Here is a 15,196-nt window from a genome sequence, read left to right as displayed (position 1 = left end):
CAAGATTTTTACTGCGAAAAGACACTTATTTAGAAAGATTTTAAATATTTTTGTAAGCGCTAACAATAAGATTATAACCAAATTAATAAAATAGAAAATGAAAAAAATTATTTTAACCCTAGTTTTAGGTTTCTTTACTGCATTCGCTTTTGCACAAGATGCACCTTTTAAAGGAAAAACTTTTGGCGATGGTGTTGCACCAGGTAATGTAATTACCACTGCAGATATTAATGCAAAACTAGGCGATAGCCTTAAAAAAGACATGAAGGTTACTGGCGAAGTTGTTGTTGTTTGCAAGAAAAAAGGTTGTTTTATGACCTTAAAGATGCCTAACAATGAAACAATGTTCGTAAACTTTAAAGATTACGGGTTTTTTATGCCAATGGATATTGCTGGCAAAAAGGTTGTGATTGATGGTTTTGCAGAGAGAAAAACTACTTCTGTTGAAGACTTAAAACATTATGCAGAAGATGCAAAAAAATCTGCCGAAGAAATTGCAAAAATTACAGAACCTAAAAAAGAAATTGTGTTTGAAGCAAAAGGAGTTGTAATTTTGGAAGATTAAGAAGGTTCTCCTTTTTAATATTGATTGATTTGAAGCCTGCTCTCTCCGGAGCGGGCTTCTTTTTTGCCGCAATTTTTATATATTTATTTCGAAAAATTTAAATCAACCAAACCATGATTATAGGAGCTATTATATTAATTGCCATTTTGATAATTGGAGTAGGAATGTACAATTCACTTATCGGCAAAAAGAATCAGGTAACAAATGCTTTTTCGGCAATAGATGTAATGCTTAAAAAACGTTTCGATTTAATACCCAACTTGGTAGAAACCGTAAAGCAGTACATGCAGTATGAAGGTGATACTTTAACCAAAATCACCGAGTTGCGTGGCAAAGCTATGGGTACAGGTGTTAGCGAAGTAGAGAAATTAGCTATAGACCAACAAATTGGTTCGGCTGTAAAAGGTCTTATGGTAAGCGTAGAAAATTATCCGGATTTAAAAGCAAATAGCAATTTTATAAATCTACAAAGCACCTGGACAGAAAGCGAAGAACAAATTGCTGCAGCCAGGCGCAACTATAATGCTACTGTTACCACTTATAATAACGCCGTAATGATGTTTCCTGGAAGTATTTTTGCCGGCATGCTAAACTACTACCCTATGGAAGTTTTGGCTTCTACAGAAGAAGAACGCAAAAATCTTAGCGCAAGAGAGCTTTTCAATAGCTAATGGCAGAATTTGAAACACAGATAAGCCCTCAAGTTCAGAATACATTAAGTGAACTGGAGAATGAACGCAAAGCCATTGTAGATGAAAAATATAAAGGTTGGGGCGCTATAATTTTTAGCGGAGTTGTCATTTTTTTAATGGGCGCTTTAGGCGTAATTATAGCTGGACTACTTTTAGGCCTTTGTGGTATCGGTTACGGCATTTACGTTTTATACGCTATCTCAGAGAAAGAAAAAAGCTACAAAGATCGCTACAAGCGTGATGTTATTGGGGCTACACTTGTTGCAATAGATGCAAATTTAACTTTCGATCATTATAAAGGAATTTTAGAATCTGAATTCAGATATTCGCAACTTTTTAGCACAACGCCCGACCGCTACAGTACCGAAGATTTGATTATTGGAAAATTAGATAAAACAGGCTTCTATTTTGCCGAAGTACACGCAGAGTATAAAACGGAAACCCAAACAAAAAACGGCCGTCAGGTTTCATGGCACGACATTTTAAAGGGAATTATTTTTGTAGCTGATTTTAACAAACACTTTAACGGCATAACCATTGTAAGGCCAAAAAGCATGAGTGCCAGTATTAGCGCATGGTTTTCTAAAAATGTCTTTTCATTCGGAAATAAAAGTGTTGTACAATTAGAAAACGACACTTTTAACAAGGATTTTGTGGTTTACAGTAGTGATCAAATTGAAGCTCGCTATATTTTAACACCTGCTTTAATGGAACGAATAACAGATTTGAACAAACGTTCTGCATATCATGTTTCGCTGTCTTTTATTGCCTCGAGAATGTACATTGCATTTCCGCTAGACCATAACTATTTCGAGCCACCGATGTTTAAAACCTTATTAAACCCTAATCTGCTAAGCAACGATATTAATATATTAAACTTTATGTGCGACATTGTGCGTGAACTAGATCTTAATACGAGAATCTGGACGAAGCAATAAACTAAGTTGGTTTGATTTTTTGGATTGAAAAGCAGATGATGTGCAGGCATTTTAGGTTCTGTCCCGCTTTCTCTTCAAGTCCTCTCCCGATAAAATCGGGATGCGGGCTTTCCGTTCAATCGCGTTTATTGTACAAAAGCTTGCAAAACTATTTACGTTTTAAGGCGCAATGCTAATAAAATTTGCCAATAGCACTGATGCTAAACACTAGCCCCGACAAACGCGAAAATACTTTTTGTAGTACAAACATTAGCTGTAGCATAAAGCCCGATCAAAAAGATTGTAGCAAATGGCGGGAAGGCAATAAAACAGCGAATGGAACCTTGCGCTTCTTAAATGCAAAAAAAGTCCGTTAACATTACGCTAACGGACTTTTTAATTATCGTTTGTTCTTCTATGCTTATTCTATTTAGACAAGTACATAGACTTATCTTTGTAAAGTTTACGGAAGTAAGGATCTTCCAGATCTTTAATGAAACGAATTGCTTCGCCAGTTGATTTCATTTCAGGACCTAACTCTTTAGTAACCTCTGGGAATTTATCGAAAGAGAAAACTGGTTCTTTAATAGCGTGGCCAGTTAATTTACGAACGATGGTAAAATCTTTTAACTTGTTAACGCCTAACATTACTCTAGCCGCGATGTTAATGTAAGGTACATCGTAAGCTTTTGCAATAAATGGAACTGTTCTAGAAGCACGAGGATTAGCTTCGATTACATAAACTTTATCGTCTTTAACGGCAAATTGTATATTTAACAAACCGATTACGTTAAGCGCTTTTGCAATTTTCTTGCTGTAGTTTTCCATATCGGCAATTACCTTTTCTGATAAGCTGAACGGAGGTAAAACTGCGCTAGAATCTCCAGAGTGTATACCTGCAGGCTCAATGTGCTCCATTAGGCCAACAATATGCACGTCTGTACCATCGCTAATTGAATCTGATTCTGTTTCTTCTGCCCTATCTAAGAAATGATCAATTAATACACGGTTACCTGGCAAATCACCTAATAATTTAACTACGGCTTTTTCTAAATCCTCGTCGTTAATTACAATACTCATTCCTTGCCCACCCAATACATAACTAGGGCGAACTAATACTGGGTAACCAACCTCATTTGCTACTACAATTGCTTCTTCAGCATTTTCGGCAACACCGTATCTTGGATAAGGAATATCTAATTCTTTCAATAAATCAGAGAAACGGCCGCGATCTTCGGCAATGTCCATATCGTTGTAAGAAGTACCAATGATTTTGATATTGTTTTCATGAAGCTTTTCGGCCATTTTAAGCGCCGTTTGACCACCTAACTGAACAATTACACCAATTGGGTTTTCAAGGTCTATAATCTCGCGTACATGCTCCCAAAAAACAGGCTCGAAATATAGTTTATCGGCCATGTTAAAATCGGTAGAAACCGTTTCAGGGTTACAGTTTATCATGATAGCTTCGAAACCGCTTTCTTTAGCTGCTAATAAACCGTGTACACACGAATAATCAAATTCTATACCTTGTCCAATTCTATTTGGACCCGAGCCTAAAACAATAACCTTTTTTCTATCAGAAACTACAGATTCGTTAGTGCCCAACTCGTCGCCGTTAGAAAGTATTTCATCTCCAACCAAAGAGATCTGAATTGGCGCCTCTTCAAAAGTAGAATAGAAATAAGGGGTTTGCGCCGCAAATTCTGCCGCACAGGTATCAACCATTTTATAAACTCTTCTAATGCCTAGTTCCTTACGTCTGTTATAAACTTCGTCTTCGGTAACGTTACCTAAAATATAGGCAATCTGTACATCAGAAAAACCTTTTTGTTTTAGGTTGAAGAAGAAATCTCTAGGGATATTATTTAGCGAATAGCGCTTAAGCTCGACCTCTAATGCTACTAATTCTTGTATTTGTACTAAGAACCATTTATCTATTTTGGTTACCTTACGAATAGATTCTAAAGGAACGCCCATGCTCATTGCATCTTTGATTAAGAACAATCTGTTCCAACTTGGATGCTCCAAACCGTGCATAATTTCTTCGATGCTTCTGTTGTGTCTTCCATCGGCACCCAAACCGGCCCTGCCAATTTCTAAACTCTGACAAGCTTTTTGCAATGCTTCTATAAAACTACGACCGATAGCCATTACCTCGCCTACAGCTTTCATTTGTAAGCCTAATTCTAGGTTGGCACCTTTAAATTTATCGAAGTTCCAACGAGGGATTTTTACGATAACGTAATCTAAAGTTGGCTCGAAATAAGCAGAGGTGGTTTTAGTAATCTGGTTTTCTATTTCATCTAAGTTGTAACCGATAGCCAATTTTGCTGCAATTTTTGCGATTGGATAACCAGTTGCTTTACTTGCCAATGCAGATGAACGAGAAACACGAGGGTTAATCTCTATCGCAATAATATCGTCGTTATCTGGATTTACAGAGAACTGTACGTTACAACCACCTGCAAAATTACCAATGGCACGCATCATTTTAATAGCTTGGTTACGCATTTCTTGGTAACATCTATCAGATAATGTCATAGCCGGGGCTACGGTAATTGAATCTCCCGTATGAATACCCATTGGATCGAAGTTCTCGATAGAGCAGATAATGATAACGTTATCATTACTATCTCTCAAAAGCTCCAATTCATATTCTTTCCAACCTAACACCGCTTTTTCTACTAAAACTTCGTGTGTTGGCGAAGCTTCTAAACCGCGTTTTAAAGCGGCGTCAAAATCTTCTTTTTTATGTACAAAACCGCCACCTGAACCACCTAAGGTGTAAGAAGGACGAATTACCAAAGGGAAACCAATTAATTGTGCGGCTTCTTTACCTTCTAAAAATGAGTTTGCAATTTTAGAAGGCGCTACGCCCACGCCGATATCAACCATTAACTGGCGGAAAGATTCTCTGTTTTCGGTCTTCTCGATCGCAGCAACATCCACACCAATAATTTTTACGCCATGCGCTTCCCATAAACCACGCTCTTCTGCCTCAACACATAAGTTAAGTGCAGTTTGTCCTCCCATTGTTGGCAATACTGCATCAATTTTTGGCAAGTTTGGATTGTTGGTATGATCAATTAAAATCTGCTCAATAGATTCTAATGTTAAAGGCAACAAGTAAACATGATCGCCGATAACTTTGTCGGTCATGATGGTTGCTGGATTAGAATTGATAATAGAAACAGCAATTCCTTCTTCTTTTAAAGAAAGTGCAGCTTGAGAACCAGAGTAATCAAACTCGCAGGCTTGACCAATAATAATTGGGCCAGATCCGATAATTAATACTGAACGTATAGAGATGTCTTTAGGCATTGTGGGGGTTTAAAAAAGTCTAAAGTAAATAGTCAAATTTGACTGATAGCTGGAAGAAGTCCTTTGCTATGAAACGAAAAATCCCAACTGCTCTGTCGGGATGCAAAGATAGGTTTTTTGAATAGATTATTTCAACAAAATGAAGATATTTTATATAAACTTAACTTCTCAAATTATCATTTTGAAAGACTAGATTTTAGACGAAGATTTATGCAAAAAGTCATCCCTTATCAAAACTTAAGAAAACAAAAAAGAGGACAATTTGTCCCCTTTAAATATTTAAAGCAATATTCGCTTATTGTAGCAATTTAATTTCACCGATGTCTGTTGTGGCGCTATCTGTAACAGCCACATTTTCTACCGATGCATCTTTGTATGGGGCATTCGCCTTAATCCAAACGGTGTAAGTTCCCTTTTTTACATTGCTAAATACAAATGCGCCATTGCTTATCTGGCTTCTCAGGGTGTCTGTACCAGCAACTGCCACTACTTCTTTAGCGCCTTCTGCTGGCGAAACTTTTCCTTGTATCCCACCTTCTTTTATAGATCCGAATGCAAATAAACCAATAGATAAACCTGCAACGGCTAACATTTTTAAACCTGCTGTTTTCATGATAATAATGTTTTTATTAAATGTTCAATATATTCACTAACCACTAACAACCAACTGCTTACAGCTGAAATAAGTGTTAACGAAAGCGTACATATTGAACATTAGCACAGGTATTTTGTTTTTATTTATATTTTTTTTACTCATTCTATTATGCATTTCTGACTGTTTTAAGCGTTTGATAAATATTATTTAACTTTTTTAAAACCAGTTTATAACATCTTTGTTAATCAATTATATGAAACGGATATTTTGTATGCTGTTAGTGCTCGTAATTTTTATCAGTGGGTGCGCAACAGTTCAGTCAATTATTAAGTCTACTTTTCCATACACTGCAACGTTAACTATACCAAATGGCACAAAAAGCGAAGAGTTAAAAACAGTAACTAGTGTTGCAAGCAGTTTAGACCAGATTTTTGGCGAGAATGGCAGTACAGATTTAATAAAAGATGTAAAAGTTGGTGCTGTAAAGCTTGTAGCTAGTAATCCTACAAACCAAAACTTGGGCATATTTAAGTCTGTTAAAGTTTTTGTAGTTAGCGAAAATGGCGGGGAAGTCATGGTAGGGTCAAGAAGTGATGTTTCTGAAAATATTGGCAACAGTCTTGTACTAGATATAGACAATTCGCGTTTTGTAGATAATTACATTAAAGGCAGTTCTTTAAAAATTAGGATGGAATACTTGTTAAGGAATAATTTGACAAGTGATGTGAGTGTAAGAGTGGCGATCAATTTTAGTGCATCGCCAAATCCAAAATAGATCTAAAGCATCCTCAGCAATGAGGGTATTCTTCATAAATAGTTTGTTTGGTTTATTATCCGGTAGGGGTTGTTCCCTATCGGATTTTTTGTTTTATAACAGAAAGATAAAAGATTTTATACTTTTGATTTATGTTATCAATGGCCGGCACCTTTAGCGAAAGTATAAATCAATTTTTATTTGGAACTGGTATTTTAGAGTGGTTTGGTGTGTTTACGGGTATCCTTTGCGTTTGGCTAGCTGCAAAAAATAACATATGGAATTGGCCGTTTGCAATTATCAGCGTAGTTATTTACATTTTTATTTTTTTCGAGAGCAGGTTGTACGCCGATATGGGCTTACAGGTATATTTTCTAGGGATGAATTTATATGGTTGGTATTTCTGGAGCAAAAACAAAAACAATCCCCAAGCATCAAGAGCTATATCATCGATTACTTCTAAAGAAATCCTGTTTTCTACCATCGGAATCAGTGTATTTACAATAGCAATTGGGTTTCTCTTACACAAAGAAACAAATGCTTCTTTTCCTTTTATTGATAGTTTTTGTACGGCTTGCAGTTTAATTGCACAGCTATTCTTAGCTAGGAAAGTATTACAAAATTGGTTAATTTGGATTTTTGTTGATTTGATATATGTTGGAGTGTACTTTTCAAAAGACCTCTACGCTACCGGATTAATGTACGTTTTGTATATTTTTATCGCTATTATGGGCTATTTAGATTGGAGAAAAACTTATCGTGAACAAAAGAATTAAGAAGATTGCCATTGTAGGCCCAGAAAGTACGGGCAAATCTACCATGTCTAAGCAGTTGGCAAAACATTACAACGTACCTTGGGTACCAGAATATGCTCGTTTTTATTGCGATAATTTAATAGAGCCTTGCAATTTGCAGGATGAAACGAATATGTTTCACGGCCAACGAGCTTTAGAAGAATCGGTATTGTCTATGACAGAAACTGATTTTATCATTTGCGATACAACTTTCTTAACCGTAAAAATCTGGAGCGATGAAATGTTTGGCGAGACACCACAGGTAGTTTTAGATGGAATAAAAACGCATCCGTACGATTTATATCTACTTTTAGATATCGACTTGCCTTGGCAGGATGATCCATTAAGAGACTTCCCTACAAAAAGAGAATATTTTATGGAAGTTTGGAGAAAAGAGTTAAAGGATTTAAATGCAAATTATACGGTTATAAGTGGCACAGAAACGAGGCTGCAAAATGCCATCGCTGTAATAGATGAATTTTTAAGCGCATAAAAAAGGCCGAACAGTGGAACTGTTCGGCCTTTTGCATCTTTGTTTAAGACTATCTAAAATTATATTTTACCGCTAGTTCAAACTCTCCATTGCTATAACGTTGCAAATCTGAAGTATTCGTAGTGTATTGGGCTAAAATCGCTAACTTCTTCATGTAAGTTGTTCCAGCACCAAAGGTAACACTGTTTGTACTGTGATATACTCCACTAAGCATTAATTTGTCTCCGTTAAACTGAAAATTTACTCCAGCGTCGATAATATCCTTATAGTTTTCTATACTTCTGTAAGCAACCTTTGGTTCAATGCTAGTTAATTTTGCTTCCTGATTTAGGAATTTATAAGAAATAGCAGCCATGTAAAGCGATCTATCAACGAGATTGCGCTCAACATCTCTTTTCAAAAACCTTTTCATATTCGGCAAAGCGCCTTGCAATGTAAGATTTTCGGTTCGTAACGCAACGCCAAAATCAGCATCCAGATAAAGTTTTCTTTCGTTAAAGTTGCCAATAGCCACATCGGTTAAATCCCCTATCACTTCGCTTCTGTCTATAAATTCATCCATCACTCCAGCAGAAAGACCAAAATCTATTTTTGTTTTTTCGTTATTTAGCTCTAAGTGGTAAGCGAAAGTCCCTTTAATATTTAGTGTTTTTACAGAACCCGCTTTATCATTTAAAAGTAGCATACCGAAGCCTGCTTTTTTTCCTTCGCTACCGTAAGTTGCAGTTAAGGCCTGCATATTTGGTGCCCCATCTATACTTGTCCATTGAGCTTTATAGGCACCATTAAGCTCCCATCCTTTTTCTATACCAGCCATTGCAGGATTCATTAGGTATTGATTTTGGTAGTATGCGCTACCCATCGGATTAAGTTGTGCTATGGCTTTATCCCCTATTAACAGAATACAAACGGCACTTATAATATATTTTAATGTTTTCATCTTTTCTATTTTATTGAAGAACTATCTTTTATCTCTAATGATATTAATTGTTCCTCTAATTAATCCATAACCATTACCCATGTCAATTACGTAGAAATAAGCTGCTTCTGCCAATGGCGCACCCTGGTAACTACCATCCCAATCATTTTTATAACTTGATGACGCGTACACTTTTCTTCCAGCCCTATCAAAAACACTTACTTTATTGTTAGGATAATAGTCTATGTTTTTAATCACCCAGAAATCATTCTTGCCATCGCCATTAGGGGTGATGATGTTGTTAGGGATTAGTTTAAGATCTTCGTTTACATTAATTGTAATAGTTTTCTCGCTCGTACAACCGCTTGCATTGGTAACCTTAACTGTATAGGTAGTGGTTTGTCTAGGACGTACTTCTAACGATGAATTATTGCTACTGCCTAAAATATCTGCACCTGTCCAAGTATAGATTGTGCCGCCAGTGGCAGTTAGCACAGTAACGTCTCCCTTAGATATAGTTGTACCTAAACTACTAGTAATTGTTGCCACTGGTAGCTCATTTACTGTAATACTACCGTTCAAAGTGGCAGACGCACAACTGCCTAATGCCGTAACGGTATAGTTAAATAGACCGGTAATTGTTGGCGAACCGGTGATGGTAAATATTCCATTGCTGTATCTTCCTGACACACCGGTTGGCAAGCCTGAAACTGTTACCGAAGTAGCATTGGTTGCAGCATAAGTAATATTTAAAATACTGCTACTTACGCATATAGACTGCTGACTAGTTGCTGTTGCAGAACTTAATGAAAGAACTGCGTTAGGATTTACTACAATGCTACCTGTTGCTGTTGCGCTTGAACACTCTCCAGCGGTAGTAATTGTATAATTGAACGTACCGCTTGCTGTTGGCGTACCACTGATCGTAAATACACCTGCGTTATAGGTTCCGGTTAAACCAGCCGGCAATCCGGTTACGCTTGCCCCAGTTGCGTTAGCTACGGCATAGCCGATGTTGGTAATAGCCGTGCCGATACATTTTGTCTGTGCATTCGTTCCGGTTGCAGATGCCAATGTGATGGTTGCATTCGGCGTAACCGTAATTGTGCCTGTTGCTGTTGCGCTTGAACAGTCGCCAGCGGTAGTAATCGTATAATTGAACGTACCGCTTGCTGTTGGCGTACCACTGATCGTAAATACACCTGCGTTATAGGTTCCGGTTAAACCAGCCGGCAATCCGGTTACGCTTGCCCCAGTTGCGTTAGCTACGGCATAGCCGATGTTGGTGATGGCCGTGCCGATACATCTGGTCTGTGCATTCGTTCCGGTAGCAGATGCCAATGTGATGGTTGCGTTCGGCGTAACAGTAATTGTGCCTGTTGCTGTTGCGCTTGAACAGTCGCCAGCGGTAGTAATCGTATAATTGAACGTACCGCTCGCTGTTGGCGTACCACTGATCGTAAATACACCTGCGTTATAGGTTCCGGTTAAACCAGCCGGCAATCCGGTTACGCTTGCCCCAGTTGCGTTAGCTACGGCATAGCCGATATTGGTGATGGCCGTGCCGATACATCTGTTCTGTACATTCGTTCCGGTTGCAGATGCCAATGTGATGGTTGCGTTCGGCGTAACCGTAATTGTACCTGTTGCTGTTGCGGCTGCACCAGCTCCAGTAACAGTTATCGTATAAGAAAAAGTTCCTGGAACTGTAGGCGTTCCTGTAATTCTAAAGTTTCCAGTTGTATAAACTCCGCTAACTCCAGCAGGAAGGCCAGTTACAGTTGCATTAGTTCCATTTGTAATAGCATAATCAATTGTTACTAGCGAAGTATTAACACATAATGTTTGTTTATCCGTGCCAACTGCAGAACTTAAAACAATTGATGCATTTGCATTAATTATAATCTGTCCATTTAATGTTACAGCGCCACAACCACCAGCACTTGTAACCGTATAATTAAATGTTCCTGCAACCGACGGCGTTCCGCTAATTGTAAATACGCCAGCACTATAGGTTCCAATTACACCTGTTGGCAAACCTGTTACTGTTGCTCCGGTTGCACCATTTGTTAGTGTATAAACAACATCGATTATTGCAGAATTAATGTTCACAGATTGTGTTGTAGTGCTAGAAGCCGAACTTAAGCTCATCTCAACATTCGGGCTAATCTTGATTGTTCCGTTAGCGGTTGCGCTTGCGCATGCTCCCGTTGCACTTACCGTGTAGCTAAAGGTTCCAGCTTCGGTAGCTGTACCGCTGATGGTAAACACACCCGCATCGTAAACTCCGGTCAGTCCGGCTGGCAGACCTGTAACGGTTGCTCCGGTTCCGTTGGTTACAGCATAGCTGATATTGGTTACTGCCTCGTTTATACATTTTTCCTGGGCGTTCGTTCCCGCTGAACTGCTCAATGCAATGGCGACATTCGGGCTAATCTTGATTGTTCCGTTAGCGGTTGCGCTTGCGCATGCTCCCGTTGCACTTACCGTGTAGTTAAAGGTTCCAGCTTCGGTAGCTGTACCGCTGATGGTAAACACACCCGCATCGTAAACTCCGGTCAATCCGGCTGGAAGACCTGTAACGGTTGCTCCGGTTCCGTTGGTTACAGCATAGCTGATATTGGTTACGGCCTCGTTTATACATTTTTCCTGGGCGTTTGTTCCCGTTGCACTGCTCAATGCAATGGCAACATTTGGGTTAATCTTGATTGTTCCGGTAGCTGTTGCGCTTGCGCAGGCTCCCGTTGCACTCACCGTGTAGTTAAAGGTTCCAGCTTCGGTAGCTGTACCGCTGATGGTAAACACACCCGCATCGTAGACTCCGGTCAGTCCGGCTGGCAGACCTGTAACGGTTGCTCCGGTTCCGTGGGTTACAGCATAGCTGATATTGGTTACAGCTTCGTTTATACATTTTTCCTGGGCGTTCGTTCCCGCCGCACTGCTCAATGCAATGGCAACATTCGGATTAACCTTGATTGTTCCGGTAGCTGTTGCGCTTGCGCAGGCTCCCGTTGCACTCACCGTGTAGTTAAAGGTTCCAGCTTCGGTAGCTGTACCGCTGATGGTAAACACACCCGCATCGTAGACTCCGGTCAGTCCGGCTGGCAGACCTGTAACGGTTGCTCCGGTTCCGTGGGTTACAGCATAGCTGATATTGGTTACAGCTTCGTTTATACATTTTTCCTGGGCGTTCGTTCCCGCCGCACTGCTCAATGCTATTTTTGTATCTGGATTAATTGTTATCGAAAAGTTAATTGCAGTAGTTGCGCATCCTGCCGCTCCTTGTGCAGTTACGGAAATATTTGCTATTAAAGGAGTATTGCCTGTATTTGTTGGGGTAAAGGAAATATTTCCAGTACCAGATGCAGGTAAACCTATTGCAGTATTACTATTTGTCCAATTATAAACTGTAGTTAAATTTGTAAAGGCAGTAGCTGTGGTGTACTCTCTACCTTGCACTCCAGCAAAATTAATTGTAGTTACTACACCTCTACATGCAATCTGCGCAGGAACCGCGTCGATTGTAGGCTTGGTGTTAACTTTTAATACAACTTCTTGAGGAGCACTGGTACAAGAAGCCGACTGTACCACCACGCTATAAATACCAGCCATTGCCGGAGTTATATTGGTTAGGTTTTGCACTTTACCTGTATGAATCGATCCGTCCGGGTAAGTCCAAGTATAGGATGTTCCCCCAATAGCGTTTACATTCAATACGGCATTGCTACCTACACATAGTAACGACTGAGTATTTTGATTGTTAATTGTAGCTTGTATGTTAGAAGACACCGAAGCGTTAACTGTTCTTTGGTTACCACAAATATTTTCCCTTATAATAACCGAGTAACTGCCTTCCGTAAGACTAGTAAATATGTTTGAAGTTTGCCAATTTGCGCCGCCATTTATGCTATACTCCAAAATTGCATTAGGTATAGTTGTACTTGCTGCTATGATCAAATCACCAGTTCCTCCAGAAGTACAGGTAAAACCACCGCTATTCAGGGCATCAAATTCTATACTACTTTCTGCGCTATATGTAAATTCTCTTTCGAAAAGATTACAAGATATTCCAGCAACCCTTAAAGCAATTTTATAGGTTCCATATGGCATATTAGTAAAACTCTGCGTATTACTTCTAATCAATCCGGCTGTACCTGTAGGACCAGAGACAATAACTTGCTGAAAAGATGCGTCATAAGTTCCATTAAGTTTAAAATTGAACGATCCGCAATTTGCCGTTGTTTGTACTGCTGAAGATACTGGAACGTCTGCAACTCGGCCTTGAGCCGTAACATTCATTTCCCTACCATTGTGGCAACCCGCATCTATAAATTTAATTCTGTAAGTTCCTCTTGGAAAATAAGTTTGCCCATTTAACACCAAGGTATAATCATTCTTCCAGCCTGGATTTGTTGTACCAACGTATCCTATTAGCGACTCGGAACCTGCCGGTGCAGACAAAATCTGGTAACTTATAGGCGTAGAATTTCTTACTCCCCTCATTACAAGTTCTATTGTACCTCTATTTGGGGTACAGTTATCTATGTAAGATGTCCACTGAGTTGGAGCAGCAATTAAATCTGTGGTAAAATTATGAACACCATTCCATTCCGCACCAGATTGATCTACAACTTTCCAATTAAAAATCGAATTTGGAGGGAAGTTCACGTAGATATGTTCATTGTTGGCTACTGTTCTTACAATAGTCTGGTTTCCATTTCCCGTACCATCTTGGTTAGTATAAGTTATTGTTGCAGGTAGAGAAACTATACTCGTATTCATTAAACGGTACATAGCCTGAGGTCCAGGACATGAGGCTAACAAACTCATCTCTGGGCCTTGCACAACGATATTGAATGTTTTTGTACTTCCGTTACAGGTGTTTTTTAGCACAGCAGTAAGTGTGGCATTTACCAGACCATTCGGCACAGGTATATTCATCCCTCCATTAGCAGGAACCTGAACCGGACCAGCAACGCTTGCACCGCTGTTAAAAATTTCTACCGTAAAGCTTGCTGCATCAGCAGCTGACATAGTTAGCTGACCTCGTACAAATCTTTCCAAATTTACACGATAACCACTTAAGTGGTTATTTGCAGTGGCAAATGCCAACCTCCCATTTGAACTAGGCAATCCATAATCGCCTGCATTAGGTGCGAGAACACTATTTACCGAACCAGTAGTGTTAACTAATGTTGCTGAAGAGCATATATTATCCTTTACCCAAAACTTATAAGATCCAACGGCCAAGCCCGTAAATGTTGCCGATGGCTGAAAACTTCCTATTGGAGGTGCATTTACTTCGCTTGTAGGTGTTATAGCATACAAATAATTGCCACTACCGCCCGTTGCCGAAACTGTTAAGCTACTAGTTGAAGTACCACAATTTACAACTGCGGGTGATACAGAAGCAGTTATTGTAGTGTAATTTACAGCTACGGTTATGTTAGTTGCACTAGCACTAACTGTACCATCGTCTGCTAAAACCTCGTATACGCCCGCGGGAAGATTTTCGAATACGTTAGATGACTGAAATCCCGATCCTCCAATAGGCCGTATTACTACATCATTTTTTTTTAATTGATAGCCGATAGCACCGGTAAACCCGTTCGCAGTGGCTGTAATTTTTCCTTCGTCCGGACATGTTGCATTCGTAGCAACCGCTGTAACGGTTTGCGCAAGAGCAGTAAACTGCACTAGGCTTAAAATCATGAAAAGAAAGAAGGATGAGATTAAGGTAATTTTTATTTTCATAATATATCTTTTTCATCCTCTGTTTATGAATAATTATGCCAAGGGTTAAAAAACAAGCACGAACACATAATAGCCCTATAAGCAAGAACTTACGAAAAGTAATAAGGGAATTTTAATCCCGATAATTCCCCGTTTAAATTATGTGTTACGCCATCTATTTTTTAAGTATGGCGCTGTTTCACGTTATAAAAGCAACCGAAAATTAAAAACACCTTTCCCTTCTCAATCTTTTTTATACATTTGCAGCATCAATAAGGGGTGCCTTGTTTTGTAAAAACACAAATACAGGCTGAGAACATACCCATTTTAAGGCGGAAGGCAAAAGGCGGAAGGCAAAAGGTAGCATATAGACTAACCTTAAACCCAAACCTCTATGCATTAAACCTTAA

The 15,196-nt window shown here is 39.1% G+C and carries 10 protein-coding genes; 6 read left to right on the top strand and 4 right to left on the bottom strand.

Annotated features, from left to right (window positions below):
* Positions 1–97: 97 nt before the first annotated feature.
* The 3 genes from DUT69_RS02455 to DUT69_RS02445 all read left to right on the top strand — a co-directional run bounded on the left by DUT69_RS02455 (position 98) and on the right by DUT69_RS02445 (position 2,195).
* Complete coding sequence (locus tag DUT69_RS02455) at positions 98–565, top strand: DUF4920 domain-containing protein (RefSeq protein ID WP_113651545.1); 468 nt, start codon at positions 98–100, stop codon at positions 563–565.
* A 113-nt stretch (positions 566–678) separates the two neighbouring features.
* Positions 679–1,236 (top strand): LemA family protein, encoded by a 558-nt coding sequence (locus DUT69_RS02450; protein ID WP_113651544.1) that lies wholly within the window; start codon positions 679–681, stop codon positions 1,234–1,236.
* Complete coding sequence (locus tag DUT69_RS02445) at positions 1,236–2,195, top strand: DUF3137 domain-containing protein (protein ID WP_113651543.1); 960 nt, start codon at positions 1,236–1,238, stop codon at positions 2,193–2,195. The genes DUT69_RS02450 and DUT69_RS02445 overlap by 1 nt, the downstream gene beginning before the upstream one ends.
* 405 nt (positions 2,196–2,600) lie before the next feature.
* On the opposite strand, the gene carB is transcribed toward DUT69_RS02445, so the two are convergent.
* A complete protein-coding gene (gene carB / locus DUT69_RS02440; protein ID WP_113651542.1) occupies positions 2,601–5,498 on the bottom strand; it encodes a carbamoyl-phosphate synthase large subunit in 2,898 nt (965 codons plus the stop codon).
* A gap of 295 nt (positions 5,499–5,793) precedes the next feature.
* Positions 5,794–6,111: a peptidase associated/transthyretin-like domain-containing protein gene (locus tag DUT69_RS02435; RefSeq protein WP_113651541.1), complete on the bottom strand. Its 318-nt coding sequence runs from the start codon at positions 6,109–6,111 to the stop codon at positions 5,794–5,796.
* A gap of 235 nt (positions 6,112–6,346) precedes the next feature.
* On the opposite strand from DUT69_RS02435, the gene DUT69_RS02430 reads away from it, so the two are divergent.
* From DUT69_RS02430 to DUT69_RS02420, 3 genes are all read left to right on the top strand, one after another.
* The gene (locus tag DUT69_RS02430) at positions 6,347–6,868 is read left to right on the top strand and encodes a hypothetical protein (RefSeq protein WP_162796153.1); all 522 of its coding nucleotides are present in this window, start codon (positions 6,347–6,349) and stop codon (positions 6,866–6,868) included.
* A 131-nt stretch (positions 6,869–6,999) separates the two neighbouring features.
* Entirely contained in the window at positions 7,000–7,623 is a 624-nt protein-coding gene (pnuC, locus tag DUT69_RS02425; RefSeq protein WP_240186638.1) for a nicotinamide riboside transporter PnuC, read from the top strand.
* Complete coding sequence (locus DUT69_RS02420) at positions 7,607–8,134, top strand: AAA family ATPase (RefSeq protein ID WP_113651538.1); 528 nt, start codon at positions 7,607–7,609, stop codon at positions 8,132–8,134. The genes pnuC and DUT69_RS02420 overlap by 17 nt, the downstream gene beginning before the upstream one ends.
* Before the next feature lie 49 nt (positions 8,135–8,183).
* Here DUT69_RS02420 and DUT69_RS02415 read toward each other — a convergent pair whose 3' ends face one another.
* A complete protein-coding gene (locus DUT69_RS02415; RefSeq protein WP_113651537.1) occupies positions 8,184–9,074 on the bottom strand; it encodes a PorP/SprF family type IX secretion system membrane protein in 891 nt (296 codons plus the stop codon).
* Between the two features lie 21 nt (positions 9,075–9,095).
* Positions 9,096–14,807 carry a T9SS type B sorting domain-containing protein gene (locus DUT69_RS02410; RefSeq protein ID WP_113651536.1) on the bottom strand — a complete coding sequence of 1,904 codons (5,712 nt, stop codon included), beginning with the start codon at positions 14,805–14,807 and terminating at the stop codon, positions 9,096–9,098.
* Between the last annotated feature and the right edge of the window lie 389 nt (positions 14,808–15,196).

It is taken from the genome of Pedobacter namyangjuensis (assembly GCF_003313325.1).
Lineage (GTDB): Bacteria > Bacteroidota > Bacteroidia > Sphingobacteriales > Sphingobacteriaceae > Pedobacter > Pedobacter namyangjuensis.
The sequence above is the reverse complement of the archived record's forward strand: the minus strand, read 5'-3'. Positions and strand labels throughout refer to the sequence as shown.

What these genes read in the sequence shown, in the direction of transcription:
- pnuC (WP_240186638.1), top strand. Translation starts at nt 7,000, where the DNA reads ATGTTATCAATGGCCGGCACCTTTAGCGAAAGTATAAATCAATTTTTA.
- carB (WP_113651542.1), bottom strand. Translation starts at nt 5,498, where the DNA reads ATGCCTAAAGACATCTCTATACGTTCAGTATTAATTATCGGATCTGGC.
- DUT69_RS02415 (WP_113651537.1), bottom strand. Translation starts at nt 9,074, where the DNA reads ATGAAAACATTAAAATATATTATAAGTGCCGTTTGTATTCTGTTAATA.
- DUT69_RS02455 (WP_113651545.1), top strand. Translation starts at nt 98, where the DNA reads ATGAAAAAAATTATTTTAACCCTAGTTTTAGGTTTCTTTACTGCATTC.
- DUT69_RS02410 (WP_113651536.1), bottom strand. Translation starts at nt 14,807, where the DNA reads ATGAAAATAAAAATTACCTTAATCTCATCCTTCTTTCTTTTCATGATT.
- DUT69_RS02450 (WP_113651544.1), top strand. Translation starts at nt 679, where the DNA reads ATGATTATAGGAGCTATTATATTAATTGCCATTTTGATAATTGGAGTA.
- DUT69_RS02430 (WP_162796153.1), top strand. Translation starts at nt 6,347, where the DNA reads ATGAAACGGATATTTTGTATGCTGTTAGTGCTCGTAATTTTTATCAGT.
- DUT69_RS02435 (WP_113651541.1), bottom strand. Translation starts at nt 6,111, where the DNA reads ATGAAAACAGCAGGTTTAAAAATGTTAGCCGTTGCAGGTTTATCTATT.
- DUT69_RS02445 (WP_113651543.1), top strand. Translation starts at nt 1,236, where the DNA reads ATGGCAGAATTTGAAACACAGATAAGCCCTCAAGTTCAGAATACATTA.